The organism is Cellulomonas sp. S1-8 (assembly GCF_026184235.1).
Classification (GTDB): Bacteria; Actinomycetota; Actinomycetes; order Actinomycetales; family Cellulomonadaceae; genus Cellulomonas.
Window position 1 is genome coordinate 3,860,785 of sequence record NZ_CP110806.1, and the last position, 23,305, is coordinate 3,884,089.

Consider the following 23,305-nt stretch of genomic DNA (forward strand, 5'->3'; position numbering starts at 1 on the left):
ACGACGCAGCGGCGCGGAATCGTCCCGGGAGGGCGCGGCCCGGGGTGTGACGCGGTCGTCGGTCGGGCGTCGGACGAGCGTCAGGCGGCGAGGACGCGCCCCGCGACGTACACCAGCAGCCCGCTGACCGTCACCGGCAGCACCGTCACCGCGAGCGACGGGATGCGGTGCCGCAGCGCGGGGAACCGGTCGAACAGCGCGTGCATCGCGACGACGAGCACCCCGACCCCCACGCCCAGCACGGTGCCCGCGAGCAGCTCCACGGACGGCAGGACCCACCCGACCAGCGTCCCGCCGCCCGTGGCGGCCGCGACGGTGATCACGTAAACGAGCCAGGTCCTGCCGCGCAGCGCGACGGCGGCCGACCCCAGGGCGAGCGCCACCGCGCCTGCGACGACCAGCTCGCGGCCGCCCTCGAGCCGCGCCGTCGCCACCCACCCGGTGACGCACGACGCCAGCACGGTGCCCGCGACGGTGCCGGACACCGACTCGACCATGCGCAGCCGGCCGTCGCGGCGCAGCAGCTCGTTGACGAACGCCAGCACGACGGCGCCGGCGAGCACGAGGGCCATGTGCTGCAGGTACGGCTGCTCGGCCGTGAACGTCACGGCCGCGACGGACCCGAGCCCGCCGAGCGCGACGACCGCGCCCGCACCGGGCCGGAACGGCAGTGCGGCCAGCGCGGGCCACCCGACCGTCAGCACCAGCACCAACGCGCCGCTGACGCCGGCGAGCGGCAGCACACCGAGGTAGCCCGCGACCGCGACGACGGCGGCGAGGACGGCGGTGAGGACGGAGCGCGTCTCGACGCTCATCGCGGACCTCGTCGGCCGACGAGCCGTCGCCGCCGCGACCGGTCGGGGCGCAGGCGGGGCTGGACGTCGTCGTGGAGCACGCGGGCGATTCTCGCAGACGAGGCGGCTCCCCCCTGCCGGACCACCGGACGGGTGCAGTCCGCGAGCCCCCGGCACACCCGGGGCCTACCACGCGGTAGCGTGTGCCCACTCGCAGCCAGGAGGTGATCAGGTGGCGGATCTGCTGCTGCTCACGCCTGCGTCCGGAGGTTCGGCACAGGTGCTGCCCGCGCTGGGGCTCCTGTCCCACCGCGTGCGGGTGCTTCCCGTCGAACCGTCTGCACTCGTGGACGCCCCGGACGCGGACATCGTCGTGCTCGACGCGCGCCGTGACCTCGTCACCGCACGGACGACCTGCAGGCTGCTGCGCGCCACCGGACTGACGGTGCCGCTGGTCCTGGTCCTCACCGAGGGCGGCCTCACCGTCGTCACCGCGGAGTGGGGCGCGAACGACATCATCCTCGAGCACGCGACACCTGCCGAGGTCGAGACACGCTTCCGCCTCGTCATGGAGCACGCCGCGTCCTCGTCGTACGACAACGCGCCGCAGGAGATCTCGTCGGGTGAGCTGACGATCGACGCCGGCGGGTACACCGCGCGGCTGCGCGGCCGGCCCCTGGACCTGACGTACAAGGAGTTCGAGCTCCTCAAGTACCTCGTGCAGCACCCGGGCCGCGTGTTCACACGCGCCCAGCTGCTGCAGGAGGTCTGGGGCTACGACTACTACGGAGGCACGCGGACGGTCGACGTGCACGTGCGACGTCTGCGCGCCAAGCTCGGCCCCGAGCACGAGCAGCTCATCGGCACCGTGCGCAACGTCGGCTACCGGTTCGACCCGCCCAAGGAGCGTCGTCAGACGGACGACCGCACGGACGTCCCGGAGCCCGCGGGCGCCTGAGGCGACACCCGCACGCCTGGACGCGCGCGACCGTGGGTCACCGGGCGGGGGGCACGTGCCGGTCGGTAGCATGGGCTCCTGGTGCGCCGGGAAGTCTGGTCGGCAACGAGTCGAGCGACCCCGAATCCCACGACCCCGTGTCGAGCCACCCTGCGAGAGGTACACCTGTGCCCACACCACCGCCCTCCCCCGCACCTGCCGCCCCGGAGCGCCCCGCGCGGACGCTGTTCTCCGCCCTGACCCCCGGCGGCGAGCGCAACCTCGCCGACACGCTGCGCGACGAGCGCACCGGCGGGCTGCTGCTCCTCGCCGGTGCGGTCGCGGCGCTCCTGTGGGCCAACGTCGCGCCCGACTCGTACGCCGCCGTCAGCGGGACGGTCGTCGGCCCGGCCGCGCTGCACCTGGACCTCGACCTCGCCCACTGGGCCTCCGACTTCCTGCTCGCGATCTTCTTCTTCGTCGTCGGGCTCGAGCTCAAGCGCGAGATCGTCGTCGGTGAGCTGCGTCACCTGGCCACGGCGGCACTGCCGGCGGCCGCGGCGATCGGCGGCATGGTCGTCCCTGCGGGGATCTACCTCCTGCTCAACACCACGATGGCCGGCGGCGCACCGCAGGGCTGGGCGGTGCCGACCGCGACCGACATCGCGTTCGCGGTGGGGGTCCTCGCGATCGTCGGGCGCGGTGTGCCCGTCGCGCTGCGCGCCTTCCTGCTGACGCTGGCCGTCGTCGACGACCTCCTCGCCATCGCGATCATCGCGATCGGCTACACCGACACGGTGACGATCGGCCTGATGCTCGGCTCGTTCGTGTGCATCGCCGTCTTCGGGCTCGCCCTGCGCCGCGGCGTGCGCTCGCCGTTCCTGCTCGTCCCGCTCGCGCTCGCCTCGTGGGCGCTGCTGCACGCGTCGGGCGTGCACGCGACGATCGCCGGCGTGCTGCTCGGGTTCGCGGTGCCCGCGCTGCCGGGGTCGGCCGTGCCCGGGTCCGCGTCGGTCGACGACGCGGACCACTCGCTCGCGGAGCGGTACGAGCACCTCTGGCGGCCAGTGTCCGCTGGCTTCGCCGTGCCGGTCTTCGCGCTGTTCGCGGCCGGCGTCACGGTCCAGGTCGCGACGATCGGCGCGACGTTCACCGAGCCGGTGGGCCTCGGCGTCATCCTCGGCCTCGTGCTCGGCAAGCCGCTGGGCATCACGCTGGCGACGTTCCTGGTGGCCCGGTTCACGCGTGCACGGCTCGCGCCCGGCCTGGGCTGGTGGGACGTGATCGGCGTGGGCATGCTCGCGGGCATCGGCTTCACGGTGTCCCTGCTGGTCGGGTCACTCGCCTTCGGGACGGGGACCGTGCTCGACGACCACGTCGTCGTCGGGGTGCTCGCGGCGTCCCTGCTCGCCGCGCTGGGCGGCGGCGCCGTGCTCGCGTGGCGCGGACGCCTGCACGCCGCACGCGCGGGCGGCACCACGGAGCCCGACGCCACCGACCGCGCCGAGCGGAGCGCGGTCGACCCGCAGTCGCCCCCGGTGGTCCAGGACACGGCCGTGCCGGCGCCGGGCGGGACGGCGTCCGACCACCAGCCGGACCACGAGCCGGGGGCGACCGGGTAGGTTGCACCCGATGACCCCCGTCGACTCCGCGGCGCTCCTGATCGAGGGGCCCTGGCAGCACCGCTTCGTGACCGCCAACGGCGCACGCTTCCACGTCGCGACGACTGGCCCCCAGGACGCGCCGCTCGTGCTGCTGCTGCACGGCGTCCCGCAGCTGTGGTGGGCGTGGCGCCACCAGCTGCCCGTGCTCGCCGCCGCCGGGTACCGCGTCGCCGCGATGGACATGCGCGGCACCGGAGGGTCGGACAAGCCTCCCCAGGGCTACGACGTGCCGACGCTCGCGGCCGACGCGGCGGGCGTCGTGCGGTCGCTGGGCGCGGGCTCCGCGGTCGTCGTGGGCACGGGCACCGGCGGCGACGTCGCGTGGGCCACGGCCGCGTACCACCCGGACGTCGTGCGGGCGATCGGCGTGCTCGCCGCGCCGCACCCCCTCGACGCGGTCACCGTGCCGCGCACCCCGCCCGGCCCGGCGGCCGCGGCCGTCCTCGCGTTCGCGCAGCTGCCGTCCCTGCCGGAGCGCGCGATGACGCAGGGCGACCTCGTGGAGCGCATGCTCACGCACTGGGGCGGCGTCCCGGGGCTGCCCGCGCGCGACGCCGTCGACACGTACCGACGCGCCGTGCGCGTGCCGTTCGCGGCGCACAGCCAGCTCGAGCAGGTGCGGTGGCTCGTCCGGTCGACCCCCCGGCCGGACGGCAGCCGCTACCGGGCGCGGCTGCGCGCCGCGCGTCCCGTGCCCGTGCTGCAGGTGCACGGCCTGCGCGACGGCATCCGGCCCGCGTCGGACGCGGCCCTGCGCCCGGGGACGGCGCACGTGGCGCGGACGTACCGGTTCGAGCTGCTGCACGGCGCCGGCCACTACCTGACGGACCAGGCGCCCGGCCTCGTGGGGGAGCTGCTCGTCGACTGGCTGACCGAGGTCGACGCCGTCAGTCCTTGACCATCTCCGCCGCCAGGACGGGGTCCGTCTCGCCGATGCCGAACGACGGGCACAGGGCGGCGACGGGGCACGCGCCGCACGCCGGCCGACGGGCGAAGCACGTCCGCCGGCCGTGGAAGATCAGCCGGTGCGACGCCATCGTCCACTCGCGGCGCTCCAGCAGCTCGCCCAGGTCGGCCTCGATCACGGCAGGGTCGTCGCTCGTCGAGTAGCCGAGGCGGTGCGCGACCCGGTGCACGTGGGTGTCCACCGTGATCCCCGGCACGCCGAACGCGTTGCCGAGCACGACGTTCGCGGTCTTGCGCCCCACACCGGGCAGCGTCACCAGGTCCTCGATGCGCTTCGGCACCTCGCCGCCGAAGCGCTCGACGAGCGCGTTGCCGATGCCGGCGACGGCCCGCGCCTTGGCGCGGTAGAACCCCGTCGGGTGCAGCACGTCCTGCAGCTCGGCCTGGTTGGCCGTCGCCATCGCCGCGGCGTCGGGCCACCGCGCGAACAGCTCGGGGGTCGTCATGTTGACCCGCACGTCGGTGGTCTGCGCGGACAGCACGGTCGCGATCAGCAGCTCGAACGGGGTCCGGAAGTCCAGCTCGCAGCGGGCGTCGGGGTACCGGACGGCCAGCGCACGGTCGACCCGGCGGGCTCGACGCGTGCGGGCGAGGGCGGTCTCCTGCACGATGGCGTCCACCGGGCGAGCCTAGCCGCCCTTGCGGTGCGTCCCGACCGGTGCGCCTGTTGCGCCTGGCGGGTGAACGGACCGTGAGGATCGGCGTTCGCCGGTCAAGTGCCGACCACAACGGGCCGAACCACCATGTATGACGTCTCGCGTCGAACCCCTGCACGACCTGCGGCTGGAGCGCCGCGCGCTGCGCGCCGAGCGTGACCGCGTCAGCTGGTGGCGGCGCGTCGTGCGCGCACGGATGGACCTCGCCGTCGCGTCCGCGGCCACGCCCGGCCCCCTGGGCGAGCAGGTCGCGTTCGCGCTGCCCCTCGACGTCTGTCTGCAGGTGCCGCGCGCGGGCGACCTGCGCGACGTGCTGCCCCCCGCCGTCTCGGGTCACGAGCTCGGTCTGCTGCCCGAGCTCCGGGACCTCGACGCGCGTCTCGCCGCGTACGCCGAGGGTGTGGAGGGTGCGTTGACGAACGCCACGTCACGCCTGGTCGAGCGGCTCGCGGACGACCCGGCGGCGGTCCTGCGGGGGAGCACCGCGGCGGGCTGAGCGACTTCGCTGCGCCTCGACGCGCGCAGCGGCCGCGATGGGGCAGACTGGCAGCGGGCGTCCGGCCCTGCTGCCGGACACGACGCGCGCCCGCGCTGACCGCGGGAAGAGGGGAAGGGACCGCCGTGGCGGAGGACATCGTGCTGACGGCGCCGCTGTTCGCGGGCATGGACGAGGAGTCGTCCGAGGCGCTCATCGCCTCGATGAAGCTGCTCGACCTGGTGCGTGGCGACGTGCTGTTCCACGAGGGCGAGCCGGGAGACCGGCTCTACCTGGTGCGCGACGGCAAGATCAAGCTGGGACGGCGGTCCAACGACGGCCGCGAGAACCTGCTGGCGGTGCTGGGCCCGGGCGAGATGTTCGGCGAGCTGTCCCTGTTCGACCCGGGCCCGCGGACCGCGACGGCCACGGTCGTCGCGGACGCCGTCGTCCTGGAGCTGGGGCACCACGACCTCATCACCTGGCTCGCGGACAAGCCGACGGTTGCCGAGCACCTCCTCCAGGCGCTCGCGCGGCGCCTGCGCCGCACCAACGAGGCGCTCGCCGACCTCGTGTTCTCCGACGTGCCGGGCCGCGTGGCCAAGGCGCTGCTCGACCTGTCGACGCGGTTCGGCCAGCAGGTCGACGAGGGTATCCGCGTCGCTCACGACCTCACGCAGGAGGAGCTCGCACAGCTCGTCGGCGCGTCGCGCGAGACCGTGAACAAGGCGTTGGCGGACTTCGCCGCGCGCGGCTGGGTGCGGCGTGAGGGCCGCGCCGTCGTGCTGCTGGACGTCGACCGGCTCGAGCGCCGGGCGCGCTGAGCGGCGCGCCGGCCTGCCCCGGGGGCATCGGCCGGGGTGACGTCAGTCGGTCTCGACGACGATCTCGATCTCGACCGGCGAGTCCATCGGCAGCACCGTGACACCCACGGCCGAGCGTGCGTGCACACCGGCGTCGCCGAGCACGTCGTGCAGGAGCAGGCTCGCGCCGTTGACCACGGCGGGCTGCGCGGTGAACGCGGGGTCGCTCGCGACGAAGCCGACGACCTTGACGACGCGCCGCACCCGGTCGAGGGCCGCCGCCGGGTCGACCGGGCCACCGCCGTGCGCGGCCGCCTCGGCGGCGAGCAGCGCCCCCACGGCCGCCAGCGCGTTCAGCGCCGCGGTCCGGGCCTGCGCGGTCGCGGTGGCCTGGTCGACGTCCGTACCGACCTTGCCGGTCACGGGCAGGGCCCCGTCGACGAACGGCAGCTGCCCGGACGTCCACACGTGGGCGCCGCTGCGGACGGCGGGGACGTACGCCGCCAGGGGGGCGGCGGCCGCGGGCAGCGTCAGGCCGAGCTCGGCCAGGCGCGCGGCGACGCGGCCCGGTCCGGCGTCCGGCATCAGGCGTTCGTGGGGCGCTTGAGGTAGGCGACGAGCCCGGCGTCGGGTCCCTGGATGACCGTCACCAGCTCCCAGCCGTCGGAGCCCCACTGGTCCAGGATCGCCTTGGTGGCGTGGATGATGAGCGGAACGGTGGCGTACTCCCACTGGGTCGACATGGGCACCACCCTAACGGTGGTAGCGCTCACACCGTCCCGCCGAGCGAGACCAGCGTGGGCTCGCTCCCACCCAGCTCGTCGCGCCACGAGACCACCTCGGGCCGACGGCGCAGCAGGGCGCGGCGCTCGCGCTCCGTCATGCCGCCCCAGACACCGAAGTCGGCGCGGCTGTCCAGGGCGTCGGCGAGGCAGTCGAGCCGGACCGGGCAGCCCAGGCACACGGCACGGGCCTCGCGCTGCGCCGCGCCCTCGACGAACAGCGCGTCGGGCGCCTGCTTGCCCTGACCGCACGACGCCTGCGTCGTCCAGTGCCCCTCGTACCCCTGCGCCCCCTGGCCTGTCACGTCTGCCTCCGCGTGTCGCTCCCTGCGTGTCGCCGCCTGGACGGTATCGGCACGAGGGAGGTCCTGACGAGACCCCGGACGGGTCTTTTCCGCCGTACGGCCGTACCGATCGGTGTGCAGGTCCCGTAAAGGACCGGCACGAAGCCTCCTGCGGCTCCCGCGCTGTCAGGTGCCCCCGGTACCCTCGCAGGCATGCCGACCTCTGCCCGCGCGCGCGGACGCCGGATCAGCGCCGTCCAGGCGCTGGCCCTGCTGCTGTCCTTCTGCCTCGTCGCCACGATCGGCGGCGTCCTCGCCGCCGGCCTGGTGCTGCCCGGCGTCGCCGTCGCCAACGGCATCACGGGGATGTCCGTGACCGCGTTCGACGACCTGCCGAGCGAGCTCGAGCAGCGGCCGCTGCCGGAGAAGTCCGAGATCCTCGCAGCCGACGGGACGCTGCTGGCGACGTTCTACGACCAGAACCGCATCGTCGTGCCGCTCGCCGAGATCGCGCCGATCATGCAGCAGGCCGTCATCGCGGTCGAGGACCGCCGGTTCTACGAGCACTCCGGCGTGGACCCCGCGGGCATGCTCCGCGCCGCCGTCGCGCAGGCGGCCGGTGACACGCAGGGTGCGTCGACGCTCACGCAGCAGTACGTGAAGAACGTCTTCCTCGACGCGGCCGAGCGTGCCGAGACCGACGAGGAGAAGGCGCGCCTGCGCGCCGAGGCCAAGGTCAGCAAGGGCCCCGAGGGCATCGCCCGCAAGCTCCGCGAGGCGAAGATCGCCATCACGCTGGAGAAGACGATGTCCAAGGAGGAGATCCTCGAGAAGTACCTCAACATCGCGGCCTTCGGCGCGTCGGTGTACGGCGTCGAGTCCGCCGCGCGGTACTTCTTCAGCAAGTCGGCCAAGGACCTCAACTACCTCGAGGCCGCGACGATCGCGGGGATCACGCAGTCCCCCAGCGCGTGGGACCCGGTCGGCCCGGCGGACGAGACGCCCGAGCAGGACACCGAGCGCTACGCGGACTCCAAGAAGCGCCGCGACAAGGTGCTGGGTGACATGCACCGCGACGGCTACATCACGGCCGAGGAGCTGGCCGCAGGCCTCGCGACACCGGTCGAGGCCACCCTGATCGTGTCCCCGCTGCGGCAGGGCTGCATGTCGGCCAACGACACCGTCCCCGGTTCCGGGTTCTTCTGCGACTACGTCACCAAGGTCATCGCCAACGACCCCGCGTTCGGCGAGACCTCCCAGGCCCGCCTCAACCTGCTCTACAAGGGCGGCCTCACCATCACCACGACGCTCCAGCCCGGTGAGCAGGCCGTCGCCGACGCCGAGGTCAAGAACGGCATCCCGATCGACGACCCGTCGGGCGTCGCGAGCGCGATCGTGTCGGTCAAGCCCGGGACGGGCGAGATCACCGCGATGGCGCAGAACCGCAACTACTCGGCCCTGCTGGTCCAGAACCCGGGCGAGACGTCCGTCAACTTCAGCACGAGCTACCGGTACGGCGGGTCCGGCGGCTTCAGCCCCGGCTCGACGTTCAAGGTCTTCACGCTGCTCGAGTGGCTCAAGCAGGGCAACGCGCTGCAGTCGTCGGTGAACGGCACGCGGCTGCAGTACAACATGAACGAGTTCACCGCCGGGTGCGTCGGCCGGCTCACGGGCCCGCCATACAAGTTCGGCAACTCCGAGGGCGGTCGCGCCATCCAGCAGAGCGTGCTCGACGCCACGAAGAACTCGGTGAACTCCGCCTTCGTCAACATGGCGACCCAGCTCGACCTCTGCAACATCATGAACGGCGCCGCCGCCCTGGGCGTCACCAAGGCGGGCAACCCCGCGGCCAACGACCCGACGCTCAACACGCCCGCCGGCGACGTCCCGTTCGACCCGCTGCCCGGCAACGTGCTCGGGTCGCAGTCGACGTCGCCGCTGCAGATGGCCAACGCGTACGCGACGTTCGCGTCGAACGGCACCTACTGCAAGCCGATCGCCATCACCAGCGTCGTCGACGCGACCGGTACCGCGCTGCCGGTCCCGACCGCCGACTGCCAGGCCGGTGCGGTCGACGCCCGGTACGCCTCGGCGCTCAACTACGCGCTCAGCAACGTGTGGACGGGCACGGCGAGCAGGGTCGGCGCGCCGCCGTTCCCGGCTGCCGGCAAGACCGGGACGACGTCCGACAACGAGTACAACTGGTTCGTCGGGTACACCCCGCTGCGTGCCACCGCGGTGTGGGTCGGTTTCAGCGACGGCATGCGGTCGATGAACCGGCAGACGATCAACGGCACGTTCTACCGCTCGGGCCCGTACGGGTCCTCGATCGCCGCACCCACCTGGAAGCGGTACATGGAGCAGATCCTCGCCGGCGCGGAGAACCCCGGCTTCGCCGCCGCGGCCGACCGCGAGATCAACGGCGAGCGCGTCGGGGTGCCGTCGGTCCTCGGTCGCAGCGAGCAGGACGCCCGCGCGACACTCGAGGGCGCCGGGTTCCGGGTGTCCGTCTCGGGTGCGCAGGTGCAGTCCCCGTACCCGGCCGGCACCGTGGCGGAGCAGTCCGCCACCTCCGCCACGCGGGGTGCGAGCATCACGCTGACGCTGTCCAGCGGGCAGCCGCCGCAGCCGCAGCAGCCGGGGCCCGGGCAGGGCGGCTTCCCCGTCGGCCCGGGGAACAACAACGGCGGGGGCCAGGTACAGCCTCCCCGCAACAACGGATGACCCACGCCCCTGCCGGCATCGGCAAGCCCGGTGCCGGCGGCAGCGCCCTGCGTGCCGTCGGCGGCCTCGCGCTGGCCGGTGCCGCGGCGCTCGCGTGGGCGTCGCTCGTCGAGGTCCGCTGGTACGCCCTGCGCCAGGTGACGGTGCCCGTGCTGCCGCCGGGGCAGGAGCCCCTGCGGATCCTGCACGTCGCCGACCTGCACCTGACGCCCGGGCAGCGCCGCAAGGTCGACTGGGTGCGGGACCTGGCGACCCTCGACCCGCACCTCGTCGTCGACACGGGTGACAACTGGGCGCACCTGGACGCGATGCCGGCGCTGCTCGACGCGCTGGAGCCGCTGCTGGGCCTCCCCGGCGCCTTCGTGCTGGGCTCCAACGACTACTTCGCCCCGGCGTTCAAGAACCCCGCGCGCTACCTGCTCCCCGACGCGCGCAGCACGCCCCCGCGCCCCCCGACCGAGCTGCCGTGGCGCGAGCTGGTCACGCGGCTGACGTCGGCCGGGTGGGTCGACCTGTCGAACCGGCGCGACGCGCTCGAGGTCGACGGTCGTCGCCTGTCGCTCGTCGGCACGGACGACGCGCACCTCGAGCGCGACGCGATGCCCCCGGCGGGCGGCCCCGACGACGTGCGCACGTCGGACGGGCGCTCCCCCGCCGTCGACCTGCACGTCGGGGTCACGCACGCCCCCTACCGGCGCGTCCTGGACGCGATGCACGCCGACGGCGTCGACCTGACGATCGCGGGACACACCCACGGCGGGCAGCTCGCCCTGCCGTTCGTCGGCGCGCTGACCACCAACTGCGACCTCGACCTGAGCCGCGCCAAGGGTCTGCACGGCTGGCCGGGCGCCCGCCCGGACCGCGCCGACGGCGCCGGGTCGTCGTGGCTGCACGTCTCCGCGGGCCTCGGCACGTCCCCGTACGCACCCGTGCGCTTCGCGTGCCGCCCGGAGGCGACGCTCCTGACGCTCACGTCGCCGTAGCGCATTTCGTCTCCGGGGACCCTGTCGGCTATCCTTGCCAGGCTCCACGGGGTGTGGCGCAGCTTGGTAGCGCGCTTCGTTCGGGACGAAGAGGTCGTGGGTTCGAATCCCGCCACCCCGACAGTGACAAGGCCCCTGATCGGCTGATCAGGGGCCTTCGTCGTGCGTGGACACGTCGTCGGCTACGGGGCCTGGACGCCCGCCGCACGGCCGCGCCGGCGGCGCACCGCCGCCGCGACGACGGCGACCACGCCCGCGCCCGCAGCGGTGCCGGCGAGCACCAGCAGAGCGCCGACGACCCAGAGGCCGGAGGAGTCGGTGGGCGCCTGGGTGAGCGACCACGCCGCCGTGAACGCCACGGCGACGGTGACCACGGTGCGCCACCTGCCGAGCATGCGCACCGCCAGGACGGTCACCAGGACGAGGCTGACGAGGCAGCCCACGACCTGCCACGCCTCGTACGGCCCCGTGACGGCTCCCGTGCCGGGGTCGGTCTGGTACTCCGTGTCCCAGCCCATCCAGGCGAACCAGCACGCGGCGCTGAGCGCTGCGACCACGGCGACGCGTGCCGCGGTGCGTCCGCGGGCGGGAGCGGTGGGGGTCGACGTCACGCGCAGGAGTCTGGCAGACCCCTGCCCACGCTCGTCCTTCTGACCGATCTGCTGGCGCCGCGCCTGACGTAGCGTCAGGCCGTGCCCTCCCAGCTGCGCGCCGCGTGGACCGATGCGGCTCCGCCGCGACCCCCGACCCGTCGGGGGCAGGAGGCGGTCGTCGTCGGGCTCCCGGCCGCGGCCGTCGTCCTCGAGGGCGTCCTGCGTCCCGAGCTCGACGCGTACCCGTGGGCGGTGGCCGCGGTCGCGGGCCTCGTCCTGACGCTGCTGTGGCGCCGCACCCGCCCGTTGCCCGCGCTCCTCGTCGCCGTGCTCGGGATGTCGGTGGTCACCGACGCCGCCGGCGTCCCCGACCTCTACAGCAGCGTGTTCGTGCTCGGCCTCGTCTACGCCGTGGCGCGGTGGGGGTCAGGACGCGCCGCCCTCACCGGTGGCGCGGCGATGCTCGGCTACGCGGCAGTCGTCTCCGTCGTCGACGGTCAGACGGCGGGCGACACCGTCGGCGGGCTGGCGGTCGTCGGCGCGAGCCTGACGCTCGGCGCGGCCATGCGCCTGCGCGACAAGGCCCGTCGCCGTGCGCTGCACGAGGTGCGCCTGCTCGAGCGGGAGCACCTCGCGCGGGACCTGCACGACACGGTCGCGCACCATGTCTCGGCGATCGCGGTGCGCGCCCAGGCCGGCCTCGCCGTCGCCCCGCAGGACCCCTCGGCGGCGGCGCAGGCACTCGTGGTCATCGAGGCGGAGGCGTCCCGTGCGCTGGCGGAGATGCGCACGATCGTCCGGGTCCTGCGGCGCGACGCGTCGACCTCCGACGCGTCGACCTCGGACGCACCGGCGTCCCCGAGCCCGCGCCTGGGCGACGTCGCCGACCTCGCCGACGACACGAGCGTCCCGCAGGTGCGGGTCACGCTCGTCGGCCCCTTGGCTGAGGTGACGGCACCCGTCGGTGCGGCGCTCTACCGGATGGCGCAGGAGGCGGTGACCAATGCGCACCGCCACGCCCGGGACGCGACCCTCGTCGCCGTCACCGTGCGCGTCGAGGCGCGGGTGGTGCACCTCGACGTGCGCGACGACGGCACACCCGCGTCCCGGGGAGAGGGCTACGGGCTCGTCGGGATGCGGGAACGCGCGGCGCTGCTGGGCGGGTCGTGCACCGCCGGCGTCGGACCCGCGGGGGGATGGGTCGTCGCTGCCACCCTGCCCCGCACCTGGCCGCCGTCATGAACGTCCGGGTGCTGCTGGCCGACGACCAGGAGCTCGTGCGCACCGGGCTGCGGATGATCCTCGACGCGCAGCCCGGGATCGAGGTGATCGCCGAGGCGCCGGACGGCCGGCGGGCCGTCGAGCTCGCACGGGCGCTGCGACCCGACGTGTGCCTGCTCGACATCCGCATGCCGCACCTCGACGGCATCGCCGCGACCCGCGAGCTCGCCGGGCCGGACGTGGTCGACCCGCTGCCCGTCGTCGTCATCACGACCTTCGACCTCGACGAGCACGTGTACGACGCGCTGCGTGCCGGCGCCCGCGGGTTCCTGCTGAAGGACGCCGGGCCGCAGCTGCTCGCCCAGGCGGTCCACGCGGCTGCGGCCGGCGACGCCCTCATCGCGCCCGCCGTGACCGCGCGGCTGCTGCGCACCTTCGCGGCCACCCCCTCCGCGCGGCGGGTCCCCCAGCCGCTCGAGCCGCTCACCGACCGTGAGGAGCAGGTGCTCCTCGAGGTGGCCACCGGGCGGACGAACGAGGAGATCGCCGGCCGGCTCTTCATCAGCCTGAGCACCGCCAAGACCCACGTCGCGAACCTGCTGACCAAGCTCGGCATGCGCAACCGGGTCGAGCTCGCCCTGTGGGCGTACGAGACCGGCCGCCTCGCCGCACGGCGCGACTGACCCCGCCTCGGCCGAAAGGACGAGCGGTGGACCGGCCGACGTGCCGATCCGGCCGACCGGCCGCACCCGCCACGCTCGTCGTATGACGACGACCGCGGCCCCCACCCCTCCGCCGGGCGGAGCGACGCCCCTGCGACCTACCGGCTCCCCGCGCACCGGCCGGTCGGGACGTGCGGGGCGCCGTCGGCGTCGGGCACCCGCGTGGGTGGTGCCGACGTCGCTCATCGCCTTCAGCTTCATCCCGATCGCCGTCGGCAGCGTGCGGATGGTCTCCCTGACCGGGGCCGTCGACGTCAGCGACACCCTCGGCGCGGCACCCGCACCGGTGCCCGCGCTCGTCGCGCACGTCGTCGGGATCACGATCTACGTGGTCCTGGGCGCGCTGCAGTTCCACCGGGGGCTGCGTGCCCGTCGACCGCGCTGGCACCGCTGGTCCGGCCGCGTCACCGCGCCCGCCGGGATCGTCGCCGCGGTCAGCGGGGTGTGGCTCGCGCTCGCCGCCGTCGGGCCGCACGCCAACTCCGTGCTCGTGGTGACGCGCGTCCTCGTCGGGGCGGGGATGGTCGTGGCGCTCGTCCTGGGCGTGCGGGCGGCGGTCGGGCGGGACTTCCGGCATCACCGCGCGTGGATGGTGCGCGCCTACGCGCTCGGGCAGGGCGCCGGGACGCAGGTCGTGGTCGTCGGGGTGGTCGGCAGCGCGATGGGCGGTGCGCTCACCCCGCTCGTCGAGGCGGTGCTGTTCGCCGCCGCGTGGGGCATCAACCTCGCGATCGGCGAGTGGTCCATCCGCCGCGGCTGACGGGCACGAGCTGGAGAAGTGTGAAGCGTTGCTGCCGGATCCCGGCAACAACGCTTCACACTTCTCCGCTCGGCGGCCGGCGGCCGCGGGCGCGGCAGCGGGCGCGTCGCGCGTCAGCCCTCCGGGCCCAGGTAGGCGATGTCGCCGTCGACGGACACGAGCTCGACGCGGACGTCCGCGTCGGGGTCGGTCGGACCCTCGACCCGTTGCCGGCCGTTCGTCGTGATCGTCAGCGCGACGGGCTCGCCGTCGCCGTGGACCGTGATGCCGGCGTCCACCGCGCGGACCCCCACGTCGCCGCCCACGCCGGCGACCCGCACGTTGCCGTCGACGGTCTGCGCCACCAGGGAGCCGCGCACGTCCCGCACGTCGAGGCGCCCGTCCGACGAGCGCACGTCGACGTCACCGGCCACCCCCGCGACGGACACGGCGCCGTCGACCGCCCGGACCCGCACGTCGCCGCCCGCGTCGACGACGCGCAGCTCACCGTCGGACACCTGGACGACCACGTCACCGCCCACGCCGTCCACGGTCACGCGGCCGTCGACGGACCGCAGGTCCACGTCGCCGGCCACGCCGTCGACGCTGACCTCACCGTCGGCGGTGCGCAGCTCGACGTCACCGGCGGCGCCCTGCACGCGGATCGTCCCGTCGGTCGCGCGGATCACCACGTGCGTGCCCTCCGGGACCTCGGCCGTCAGGCTCGCGGTGCACGGCAGCGACACGAGCAGGATCCGGCACTCGTGCCGCACGACGGTCCGGTCGCCCGTCGTCGTGACCTCGTAGCGCGGGCTCGACCAGGCGTACTCCGCGACGCGGCCCACGACGACCTCGTCGACGTCCGCCGCCACGACCTCGACGCCGCCGTCCGCGACGAGCTCGACGACGTCCGTCGGCTCCAGCGTCGCGGACGCGGACGACGTCGTGGTGAACATCCACGCAGCGAGCTGCACCGCGCCCTGCGCCAGGACCACCACCGCGAGCGTCACACCGACCCCCGTCAGGACGCGCCCGGCGGTGCTGCGCCGCGCCCGGGGGGCGCCGGGGGCCGCGGCCGCCGGCGGGTGGGTGGGCTGGGTGTCGATCATGGTCGTGCTCCGTTCGTCGGGCCGTCCTCGAGCCACCGCAGGACCGCGAGGACGCGGCGGTGGTCGTCGGAGTCGGGAGGCAGGTCGAGCTTGGTGAGGATGGACGTCACGTGCTTCTCGACGGCGGCGCCGCCGACGACGAGCCGGTCGGCGATCGCGGCGTTGGAGCGGCCCTCGGCCATCAGCGCCATGACCTCCCGCTCCCTCGGGGTGAGCACCTCGTCGACGCTGCGGCGCGACCGCGCCAGGACCTGCGCGACGACGTCGGGGTCGACGACCGTGCCGCCCCCGGCGACGCGGGCCAACGCGGCCAGGAAGTCGTCGACGTCGGCCACGCGGTCCTTCAGGACGTACCCCAGGCCGCGGGCGTCGGAGGCGAACAGCTCACGCGCGTACCGCTGCTCGACGTACTGCGAGAGCACCAGCACGGGCAGCCCGGGGTGCAGCCCCCGCAGGTGGACGGCGGCCCGCAGGCCCTCGTCCGTGTGGGTCGGGGGCATCCGGACGTCGGTGACCAGGACGTCGGGCAGGTCCGCGGCCGGGTCGCCGAGCACCGCCACGAGCTCGTCGGCCGTGCGGTACCCGGTGACGTGGTGGCCCTCGGCGACGAGCAGCCGGGTCAGCCCGTCGAGCAGGAGGACGGAGTCCTCGGCGATCACGATGCGCACGGCACCTCCACGGTGAGCACGGTGCCCCGACCGGCGGGGCTGGTGAGGTCGAACGTGCCGTCGAGGGCCTCGACGCGGCGGCGCAGGCCGTCCAGCCCGCCACCGGGTGCGGCCTGGGCCGCGCCCGTGCCGTCGTCGCTGACCTCGATGCGCAGACGGTCGCCGCGCACGGTGGCGCGGACGCCGGCACGCGTCGCACCGGCGTGCTTCGCGACGTTGGTCAGGGCCTCGGCGACGACGAAGTACGCGGCTGCCTGCGCCTGCGGGCCGACGGACGTGCCGAGCCCGTCGGCGTCGACGTCGACCGGGACGGGGCAGCGGGCGGCGAGCGCGGACAGCGCCGCGTCCAGGCCACGGTCGGTCAGGACGGCCGGGTGGACGCCGCGGACGAGGTCCCGCAGCTCGGCGAGGACCTCCTTGACCTCGCCGTGGGCGGCGTCGACGGCCGCGACCGCGACCGCGGGGTCGTGCGCCGCGGCGCGCCGGGCGACGCCCAGCTCCACGCCCAGGGCGACGAGTCGCTGCTGCGCGCCGTCGTGCAGGTCCCGCTCGATGCGCCGACGCTCCTCGTCGGCGGCCACGACGGCCGCCGTCCGCGTCTCGTGCAGGTGCACGGCGCGCCCCTCGGCGACCGTCGCGCGCTGCTCCGCGGCGCGTGCCGCGCGCTCCGCATCGGCACGCGAGCGCCCGCCGAGCAGCAGCCTGCCGAGCCGCACCTGCGCGAGCGTCGTCAGCTGCAGGACGAGCGCCGCGAGCCAGACCGCGGCCACGGCGACCGGCGCCAGCAGCGCGAGGTGCGGCACCGACACCCGGTCGGTGAACGGCGTCACCGGCACCACGAGGGCACTGGCCACGAGCGCGAGGGCGAGGCTCGCGGCCGTCCACGTGAGTGCGCACGTCAGGGCGGCGTGGGCCACGGCGGCCCACGCCTGGCCGTCACGCAGCCACGCCCACCACGTCCGCGGGTCGTACGCCCGGCCCGGACCGGGGCGCGGCTCCGGGACGACCACGCCGAGCTGCGTCCGCAGCCGCGCCCGCTCGACCGCGCCGTAGCCGCGGGCGAGGACGAGCGTCAGGACCAGGAGCGGCACGCCGACGACCACCACGAGCAGGCTCACACCGACCATGACGCCCGTCAGCAGCACGATCGACGCGGCGAGGCTCACGAAGCCGGCGATGACGGCCTGCCCGATGCCGGCCCAGGTCGCAGCCGACACGGGGGCCAGCGCGAGCGCGCGCCCGCCGGTGAGCATGGGTGCCACGTGGCGCACGTCGAGGGCGAGGGGCACGTCGTGCGGGTCTGCGGTGGGGACGTCCGCGTGGACGACCGGGGGTGGTGAGGTCATGGCACGACGGTAGGCGCGGGCGGTGGCCCGGCGCAGCGGTGCTCCCCCCCGTCCTCGGGGTAGGGGTCTCCCTACCCCGACGACGAGGGGCCGGCCCCAGGCGCGTGCCCGGGACCGGCCCCTCACCCGTCGAGCATGGGGTCACGACGGGATCTGTCGGCCTGTCGGCCGATGACTCAGCTGATCGTTCAGCCGACGGTGCAGACGTTGCCGTTCAGCGTGAAGCGCGTCGGGGCGGTGTTCGTGCCCGAGTGCGACCCGTTGAAGCCGATGTCCACGGTCCCGCCCACGGCCAGCGACCCGTTCCACGCCGCGTTGGTGGCCGTCACCGTCGAGCCGGACTGCGTCCAGTTGGCGCTCCAGCCCTGCGTCACCCGCTGGCCGTTGGCGTACGCGAAGCTGAGGTTCCAGCCGTTGAACGACGTCGGGCCGTTGTTGGTGACCCGGACCGACGCGGTGAAGCCGGTGTTCCAGCTGCTGGCCTGGTACCGCACCGTGCAGAGGTTGCTCGGCTGCTGCGTCTGGGTCGGCGTCGGCGTCGGGGTCGGGGTCGGGGTGACCGTCGGCGTCGGGGTCGGCGTCGGCGTGGGCGTGGGCGTCACGGTCGGCGTCGGCGTCGGCGTCGGCGTCGGGGTGACCGTCGGCGTCGGCGTCGGGGTGGGCGTCACGGTCGGCGTCGGCGTCGGGGTCGGCGTGGTGCCGTCCTCGAAGAGCCGCGCGTAGTCCGAGAGCGCCCCGGCGATGGCCGTCTGCGCCCAGAACCGGTGGTACTCGAACGACGGGTCGGCCCCGCCGTTCAGCGCCGTCTGGATCTTCGCCCACTGCGGGTCGTCCTTGTAGAACGACCGGATGTCGAGGAACGACACGCCCGGCTCCACGACGTCACCGTTGGGCATGGTGCCCGACCAGCCCGGAGGGATGTACACGCCGTTGCCGCCCGCGACGTACTCGTCGTCGAACCGCTGGTAGTCCTTGCGGGTCTCGACCGAGGACACACCCAGCGAGTCCTGGTTGTTGTCCCAGATCGCGTCGAGCAGGTCCTTGGCGGTGTCACGCGCCGCGGTGTTGCCCGACTTGGCCGCGTAGAACAAGAGGGCACGGGCGGTGTCGCCGGCGACGCCGACGTCCTGGCCGGAGCTCTTCATCGTGACGGTCAGACCGGCGTTGGAGCCCGGGTTGGTCGGGTTCCAGGTGTCGGGCTTGCCCGACCAGGTGAGCTCGGACGGGACGGACCAGTCCGCGCCGTCGGTCTCGATGTGGTCGACGACCCACGCGGCCCACTTGTCGAGGACGGCCTTCGCCTTGGCGTTGCCCGTCTCGTAGTAGAGCTCGGCGAGCCGCTGCACGCCCCACGCCTGCATGCCGAACCACTGGTTCGACGGCGGGTCGTTGTAGACGGGCGCCTCGGTGTAGGCCATGCCGTAGAACGTCGGCGTCCCGGCCGGGGGCTGCGCGTACGCACCGTCCCAGCTGTTCGTGACGCCACCGGCGATCGGGCCGTTGGCCGACTGCAGGAAGGTGTAGAGCTCGACCTGACGCTCGAGCGCCTTGGTCCAGTCCGCCTTCGCCGTCGCGGACTTCGGGGTCAGGCCCGGGTCGCTCGACAGCGCGTACGCCGCGAACGGGTTCTGGTAGCCGAAGTGCGCGTGCGACGAGCCGATGCGCCACGCCCAGCCCGAGCTGGTGTCGGTCGCGCCGCCCCATGCCATGTACCAGGACAGCAGGTAGTGCGCGCTCTCCTTGCCGGAACCGGCGGGGCAGCTCGGCGAGGTGCAGCCGATGGTCTTGAAGTACTTGTCGAACAGCGTGTAGCGCAGGTAGTCGCCCAGCTTGGCGGCCTTGGCGACGACGGACGCGACGTCCGCCGCCTTGCCCTGCTCGGTCGCCCACTTCTTGGCCCAGTAGATGGCCTCGACGGCACGCGCGTCGGCGTCGGACGCCGACGTGTACTTCCACTGCTTGGCGTACGTCGCGTCGCCGGTGAACAGGTCGAGGTACCCGTTCTCGCCGCCGTACGTGAAGTCGTCGCAGGTGGGGTGCGGGACGGTCTCCCACACGGACTCCTGCGGGCCGCGCTGGAAGGTGTTGACGAGCGACATGCCCTCGTGGTCCGGGCCGAGCTGGCAGCCCGCGCCGGGTGCGGCACCGAAGCCGTAGATGTTGTCGACGTCGCCGAGCCAGTGCATCTGGTAGATGTCGTTGTTGCCGTAGGACGACCGCAGCTCTGCCGCGATCGGGTCCTTGCCGACGCTGCCGCTGCTGCCGATCTGCGACGGGTAGTTGCTCGGGTGGTTGTACTCGGAGGCGTAGCTGGCGGGGGCGTCGGCCTTGTAGAAGGAGTTCGTCGGCTGATCCGCCTGCTGCGGGATCATGTACGTCTCCATGTTGGTCCACGCGTCGTTCAGCGGCTTCCAGTCGCCCGTCGCCTGGCCGTACAGCGCCTCGAGCCACAGCCAGTAGCTGTACGCCTCGGACGTCGTCATGTGCCCGTAGTCCGGGGCCTCGACCATGAGGGTCTCGACCGCGTGGTAAGGGATGCCCTGCGGGCTGAAGTACCCGTTGGACGGGTCCTTGATCTTGTCGTACTGCTCGAGGAACCGCTCCGCGAACTCGGAGTCGACCGGGACGGCCGCGGGGGCGACCGCGGACGTCGGCCCGGAGAGGGCGTAGGCAGCCTGTGCGCTGCCCGCGGCCACGAGCGACGTGGCTGTCAGGACGGCCCAGGCCGCTCTGACGGCACGCCGTCGGGTGGTTGAGGTCATCTTCCGTACCTTTCTTGGCGTCGACCACGCGCGGCCTCGGTGCCGGCGTGGAACCTGCCGTCGGCCTCGGTGCCACCGGCAGTCCTGCACGAAAGAACGGACCACGATCACCGGTGCGCAGCACTGCGCTCCCGCGGCTCGCGGTCTGGTCGTCGCTCACTCTCATCACGCGCACAGGACGCGTCCAGGCCGCGAAACGCTTAGGGAGAGCAGCTGGTGGGAGCGCGACCAGACACCTTCCCCGCCGACCGGGACGTGGCTCCCCTTCCCGAGGTCGGGAAGGGGAGCCACGTTCCGGTCGACGGGGGTTGGGGGGCGGGGAGGGTGGGGAGGGTGGGCGGGGTGTCGGGGTCGGGGACGGTCAGGTCCAGCGGAAGAGGCGGACCGCGATCGGGGTCGCGATGACCGCCCACGCCGCCATGACGAGCATCTCGCCCGTCGGGAACGGCTGGCCGACCCACGCGGCCGTCATCGCCTGCGTCGCCGCCCCCAGCGGGGTGTACCCGGCGATCGTCTGCACCACGTCCGGCATGAGCGGCAGCGGCAGCCACACCCCGGCGAAGAACAGGGACACGAAGTACAGCGTCATGCCCCAGCCGTTGGCCGCCGCGGCCGTCGGCGCGAGAGCCGCGACGAGCGAGCCGAGCGCGAACGCCGCCAGCACCGCCAGCAGGAACGCCAGCGCGACCGTCAGCGGGTCGGCCGGCATCGAGATGCCCAGCACGACGAGGCCCGAGCCCACGGCCAGCAGCGCCGCCGCCACCAGTGCCACGAGGTTGACGACGACCTGCGCGACCAGCAGGCGCGCCGGCCCGACGGGCGTCGTCGACAGGCGCCGCAGCACGCCGCGCTGCCGGTACGTCGCGACGACGGCCGGGAACGTGGACAGCGCGACCGTCGCGACGGCCAGGCTCAGGACGATCGGGGTGTACCCGGTGATCGCCGTGACCTTGCTGAGCAGCGGGTCCTCCGCGTCGTACGGCTCGTCCGCCCACGGCATCACCAGGCCCAGCACCGTCAGCAGCAGCGCCGGGAAGCCGAGGGCGAAGAAGAGCACGGACGGGTCGCGCACGAACAGCCGCGCCTCGACGAGCGCGATCCGGGCGAAGGCGCCCCCGCGGCCGGAGCGCCGCGGACCGCCCACCGCCGGGGCGAGCGGGCTGCGCCGTGCGTCGGACGGCGTGGGGTTCGTGGTGGGGGTCGGGGTCGTCATGTCACACCTCCGAGGTGGCCGTGGCGGGCTGCGGGACGGCGACGGCGTCGCCGGTGAGGGAGACGAACGCGTCCTCCAGGGACGCGCGCTCCAGACGGACGTCGTGCGTGCGCACCCCGGCGCGGTCCAGCGCGACGAGCACGTCCTGGACGACCGTGCCGCCGCCGCGCACCACCAGGGCGCGGTCCTCGACGGTCGCGTCGCGCACGTCGGGCACGCCGCGCAGCGCACCCAGCAGGACGTCGTCCGCGACGGGCTCCTGCGGGCGGACGTGCAGCACCTGCTCGCCGTGCGCGAGCGCGACGATCTCGGCGGGCGTGCCCACGGCCGCCACGCGCCCGGACGCGATGAGCGCGATCCGGTCGCACAGCCGCTCGGCCTCCTCCATGAGGTGCGTGACCAGCACGATCGTCACACCGGCGTCGCGGATCGCCTCGACGACGGCCCACGTCTCGCGCCGCGCGTGCGGGTCCAGGCCGGTGGTCAGCTCGTCGAGGATGGCGAGCTGCGGGCGGCCCACCAGCGCGAGGGCCACCGACAGGCGCTGCTTCTGCCCGCCGGACAGGTCCTTGAACGACGTGTCCTTCTTGGCGCCCAGACCCAGCAGGTCCAGCAGGTCCGCGGGGTCGGCGGGGTCGGCGTAGAACGACGCGTACAGGTCGAGCGCCTCACGGACGCGCAGCCGGTCCGGCAGCGCGGACTCCTGCAGCTGCAGGCCGACCTGCTCGTGCAGCGCGGCGCCGTCCGTCGTCGGGTCGAGCCCGAGCACGCGGACCGTGCCGCCGTCGGGACGCCGCAGCCCGGCGATCATCTCGACGGTCGTGGTCTTGCCGGCGCCGTTGCGCCCCAGGACGCCGTAGATCTCGCCGCGCTCGACCGTCAGGGACACGTCCCGGACCGCGTGCGTGCTGCCGTACGACTTGCGCAGGTGCTCGGCCTGGACGACCGGTGGTGTGCTCATGGAGGCCTCCTGGTGGGTGAGGTGCGGCGCCGGGGCGCGTGGGTGTGCGGTGCCGCGGGCCGCGCCGGGGGCAGGCTCCGTGGGGACGTGGTGCGCGGCTACGGGGTGGCGGGGCGCACCACGGTGCGGGCGGTGACGGCCGCGTAGGCGACCGCCGCGAGGGTGATGACGAGCACGCAGCCGAGCAGCCAGGGTGCGGCGGCCGCCCACGAGTCACGTCCGGCGGGGACGTCGGCGAAGCCGCCGAGCAGGGCGAGCACCAGCGGGATCGGGCCGACGGTCAGGGGCAGCGCGAGCGTGCCCCACCACCCGCCGACGCGCTGGTACACGACGCCCACGAGCAGACCGGACACCTGGGCGACGACGAAGGTGAGCGTGAGCTCGGTGAGCAGGAGCCCGGCCGGGGACCCCTCGTCCGCGAGCACCGCGTCGGCCACGCGCCAGCCCCAGCCCACGGCGTGGTGGAGCTCCCGCTCGAGCGCCGCGAGGGCGGTCAGCACGGCGGCGTACGCGAGGCCGGTGCCGGCGGCGACGACGAGGGTCGCGCGGGCGAACGTCCGGCGCGTCATGCCGGCCGCGACGTGCACCCGCTGGTACGCGGCGACGACGGTGATGGCGTACGCGAACGGGAACCAGATCGCCCCCTGCCGGGAGTACAGGACGACGGCCGCGTCGAGCTCGCCGTGGATGCGCGCCAGCACCAGGGAGAAGACGACGAAGAAGGGCAGCACGACGGCCCAGAACCACACCAGGTAGAGCAGGGCGTGCCGGCCGAGCCGGTGCACGGTGTGCGCGACGGGGCCGCGTCGGCGGCGCTGTGCCGGGGGCGGGGCCAGGGACGGGGCCGGGGGCGGCGCGGCGGTCATCTCTCCTCCTTCCTGCTGCGGGCGGCCGGCGTGGGTG

Annotated in this window: 23 protein-coding genes and 1 tRNA gene; 11 read left to right on the forward strand and 13 right to left on the reverse strand. The window is 74.3% G+C overall.

Annotated elements, in window-relative coordinates:
• Nucleotides 1-80: 80 nt before the first annotated feature.
• Nucleotides 81-815: a hypothetical protein gene (locus OKX07_RS17380; RefSeq protein WP_265629244.1), complete on the reverse strand. Its 735-nt coding sequence runs from the start codon at nt 813-815 to the stop codon at nt 81-83.
• 211 nt (nt 816-1,026) lie between these two features.
• On the opposite strand from OKX07_RS17380, the gene OKX07_RS17385 reads away from it, so the two are divergent.
• From OKX07_RS17385 to OKX07_RS17395, 3 genes are all read left to right on the forward strand, one after another.
• Nucleotides 1,027-1,752 carry a winged helix-turn-helix transcriptional regulator gene (locus OKX07_RS17385; RefSeq protein ID WP_265629245.1) on the forward strand — a complete coding sequence of 242 codons (726 nt, stop codon included), beginning with the start codon at nt 1,027-1,029 and terminating at the stop codon, nt 1,750-1,752.
• A 167-nt stretch (nt 1,753-1,919) separates the two neighbouring features.
• Entirely contained in the window at nt 1,920-3,353 is a 1,434-nt protein-coding gene (gene nhaA / locus OKX07_RS17390; RefSeq protein WP_265629246.1) for a Na+/H+ antiporter NhaA, read from the forward strand.
• A 10-nt stretch (nt 3,354-3,363) separates the two neighbouring features.
• Entirely contained in the window at nt 3,364-4,293 is a 930-nt protein-coding gene (locus OKX07_RS17395; RefSeq protein ID WP_265629247.1) for an alpha/beta fold hydrolase, read from the forward strand.
• Here the strand turns inward: OKX07_RS17395 and nth are convergent.
• Nucleotides 4,283-4,981 carry an endonuclease III gene (nth, locus tag OKX07_RS17400; protein WP_265629248.1) on the reverse strand — a complete coding sequence of 233 codons (699 nt, stop codon included), beginning with the start codon at nt 4,979-4,981 and terminating at the stop codon, nt 4,283-4,285. The two genes, OKX07_RS17395 and nth, sit on opposite strands and share 11 nt — an antisense overlap.
• 127 nt (nt 4,982-5,108) lie before the next feature.
• On the opposite strand from nth, the gene OKX07_RS17405 reads away from it, so the two are divergent.
• Nucleotides 5,109-5,513, forward strand: a complete 405-nt coding sequence (locus tag OKX07_RS17405) for a hypothetical protein (protein ID WP_265629249.1) — start codon at nt 5,109-5,111, stop codon at nt 5,511-5,513.
• Nucleotides 5,514-5,638: 125 nt separating this feature from the next.
• The gene (locus OKX07_RS17410) at nt 5,639-6,316 is read left to right on the forward strand and encodes a Crp/Fnr family transcriptional regulator (RefSeq protein WP_322746799.1); all 678 of its coding nucleotides are present in this window, start codon (nt 5,639-5,641) and stop codon (nt 6,314-6,316) included.
• A gap of 42 nt (nt 6,317-6,358) precedes the next feature.
• Here OKX07_RS17410 and OKX07_RS17415 read toward each other — a convergent pair whose 3' ends face one another.
• From OKX07_RS17415 to OKX07_RS17425, 3 genes are read right to left on the reverse strand one after another with little or no spacing between them, the layout of a single operon-like run.
• Nucleotides 6,359-6,880, reverse strand: coding sequence for a RidA family protein (locus OKX07_RS17415; protein WP_265629250.1), 522 nt, complete (start codon nt 6,878-6,880; stop codon nt 6,359-6,361).
• Complete coding sequence (locus tag OKX07_RS17420) at nt 6,880-7,038, reverse strand: hypothetical protein (protein ID WP_265629251.1); 159 nt, start codon at nt 7,036-7,038, stop codon at nt 6,880-6,882. Before OKX07_RS17420 ends, OKX07_RS17415 begins: the two co-directional genes overlap by 1 nt.
• A gap of 26 nt (nt 7,039-7,064) precedes the next feature.
• On the reverse strand, nt 7,065-7,382 hold the full coding sequence (locus OKX07_RS17425; RefSeq protein ID WP_265629252.1) for a WhiB family transcriptional regulator: 318 nt from the start codon (nt 7,380-7,382) through the stop codon (nt 7,065-7,067).
• A gap of 192 nt (nt 7,383-7,574) precedes the next feature.
• Here OKX07_RS17425 and OKX07_RS17430 point away from each other — a divergent pair, with 192 nt between their 5' ends.
• From OKX07_RS17430 to OKX07_RS17440, 3 genes are all read left to right on the forward strand, one after another.
• Complete coding sequence (locus OKX07_RS17430; RefSeq protein WP_265629253.1) at nt 7,575-10,085, forward strand: transglycosylase domain-containing protein; 2,511 nt, start codon at nt 7,575-7,577, stop codon at nt 10,083-10,085.
• Nucleotides 10,082-11,068 carry a metallophosphoesterase gene (locus OKX07_RS17435; RefSeq protein WP_265629254.1) on the forward strand — a complete coding sequence of 329 codons (987 nt, stop codon included), beginning with the start codon at nt 10,082-10,084 and terminating at the stop codon, nt 11,066-11,068. The genes OKX07_RS17430 and OKX07_RS17435 overlap by 4 nt, the downstream gene beginning before the upstream one ends.
• A 47-nt stretch (nt 11,069-11,115) precedes the next feature.
• Nucleotides 11,116-11,189 (forward strand) — tRNA-Pro (locus OKX07_RS17440).
• Between the two features lie 61 nt (nt 11,190-11,250).
• Here the strand turns inward: OKX07_RS17440 and OKX07_RS17445 are convergent.
• Nucleotides 11,251-11,679 (reverse strand): hypothetical protein, encoded by a 429-nt coding sequence (locus OKX07_RS17445; protein ID WP_265629255.1) that lies wholly within the window; start codon nt 11,677-11,679, stop codon nt 11,251-11,253.
• An 81-nt stretch (nt 11,680-11,760) separates the two neighbouring features.
• Between OKX07_RS17445 and OKX07_RS17450 the strand changes: the two genes are divergently transcribed.
• The 3 genes from OKX07_RS17450 (at nt 11,761) to OKX07_RS17460 (ending at nt 14,364) form a co-directional block, all read left to right on the forward strand.
• Nucleotides 11,761-12,903: a sensor histidine kinase gene (locus tag OKX07_RS17450; RefSeq protein ID WP_265629256.1), complete on the forward strand. Its 1,143-nt coding sequence runs from the start codon at nt 11,761-11,763 to the stop codon at nt 12,901-12,903.
• Nucleotides 12,900-13,565 (forward strand): response regulator transcription factor, encoded by a 666-nt coding sequence (locus tag OKX07_RS17455; protein ID WP_265629257.1) that lies wholly within the window; start codon nt 12,900-12,902, stop codon nt 13,563-13,565. Before OKX07_RS17450 ends, OKX07_RS17455 begins: the two co-directional genes overlap by 4 nt.
• Nucleotides 13,566-13,647: 82 nt before the next feature.
• Complete coding sequence (locus tag OKX07_RS17460) at nt 13,648-14,364, forward strand: DUF2306 domain-containing protein (protein WP_265629258.1); 717 nt, start codon at nt 13,648-13,650, stop codon at nt 14,362-14,364.
• A 113-nt stretch (nt 14,365-14,477) separates the two neighbouring features.
• On the opposite strand, the gene OKX07_RS17465 is transcribed toward OKX07_RS17460, so the two are convergent.
• The 7 genes from OKX07_RS17465 to OKX07_RS17495 form a co-directional block, all read right to left on the reverse strand.
• Nucleotides 14,478-15,452, reverse strand: a complete 975-nt coding sequence (locus OKX07_RS17465) for a DUF4097 family beta strand repeat-containing protein (RefSeq protein WP_265629259.1) — start codon at nt 15,450-15,452, stop codon at nt 14,478-14,480.
• Complete coding sequence (locus tag OKX07_RS17470) at nt 15,449-16,120, reverse strand: LuxR C-terminal-related transcriptional regulator (protein ID WP_265629260.1); 672 nt, start codon at nt 16,118-16,120, stop codon at nt 15,449-15,451. Before OKX07_RS17470 ends, OKX07_RS17465 begins: the two co-directional genes overlap by 4 nt.
• Nucleotides 16,108-17,466: a sensor histidine kinase gene (locus OKX07_RS17475; RefSeq protein WP_265629261.1), complete on the reverse strand. Its 1,359-nt coding sequence runs from the start codon at nt 17,464-17,466 to the stop codon at nt 16,108-16,110. The genes OKX07_RS17470 and OKX07_RS17475 overlap by 13 nt, the downstream gene beginning before the upstream one ends.
• Before the next feature lie 188 nt (nt 17,467-17,654).
• Entirely contained in the window at nt 17,655-20,228 is a 2,574-nt protein-coding gene (locus OKX07_RS17480; protein ID WP_265629262.1) for a glycoside hydrolase family 48 protein, read from the reverse strand.
• A gap of 361 nt (nt 20,229-20,589) precedes the next feature.
• Nucleotides 20,590-21,441: an ABC transporter permease gene (locus OKX07_RS17485; protein ID WP_265629263.1), complete on the reverse strand. Its 852-nt coding sequence runs from the start codon at nt 21,439-21,441 to the stop codon at nt 20,590-20,592.
• 1 nt (nt 21,442) lies between these two features.
• Nucleotides 21,443-22,402 (reverse strand): ABC transporter ATP-binding protein, encoded by a 960-nt coding sequence (locus OKX07_RS17490; RefSeq protein WP_265629264.1) that lies wholly within the window; start codon nt 22,400-22,402, stop codon nt 21,443-21,445.
• A 98-nt stretch (nt 22,403-22,500) separates the two neighbouring features.
• Nucleotides 22,501-23,268, reverse strand: coding sequence for a hypothetical protein (locus OKX07_RS17495; protein ID WP_265629265.1), 768 nt, complete (start codon nt 23,266-23,268; stop codon nt 22,501-22,503).
• Nucleotides 23,269-23,305: the final 37 nt, after the last annotated feature.